General features: G+C 63.2%; 1 protein-coding gene. It reads right to left on the bottom strand.

What is annotated here, in order from left to right; translation table 11 throughout:
* Positions 1-249, bottom strand: a 249-nt coding sequence (locus ACM5QX_RS29590) for a hypothetical protein (RefSeq protein ID WP_414756764.1), incomplete at its 3' end; no start/stop codon positions are given.
* Positions 250-280: the final 31 nt, after the last annotated feature.

The following is a 280-nucleotide window of genomic DNA, read 5'->3' as shown; positions in this document are numbered from 1 at the left end:
CACATAGGTCCCGCTGGCCATGCCCGGATGGATCGGATCGTCCTGAGAGAACACCATGAAGCTCTCGGTGATCTCGGCCTCATAAACCAGCGCCGCATTGGCCCAGGATGAAGCCTGGATTTCACGCAGGTTCGCCTCTCTCTGCTCTGGCGTCGGCGGTGGTCCCGCGGGCGCGATACAGGCCGAAGCAACGCCCGGCGCCACAAGTGTGAGGGCCAGGGCGGTCAGGATGGCGGATGTCTTGATCATCAAGGTCTTCCTGATCACATCGGGCGCGGGC

It is taken from the genome of Anabaena sp. CCY 9910 (genome assembly GCF_963920875.1).
Lineage (GTDB): Bacteria > Cyanobacteriota > Cyanobacteriia > Cyanobacteriales > Nostocaceae > Trichormus > Trichormus variabilis.
This window is presented reverse-complemented; position numbering and strand designations above follow the sequence as displayed.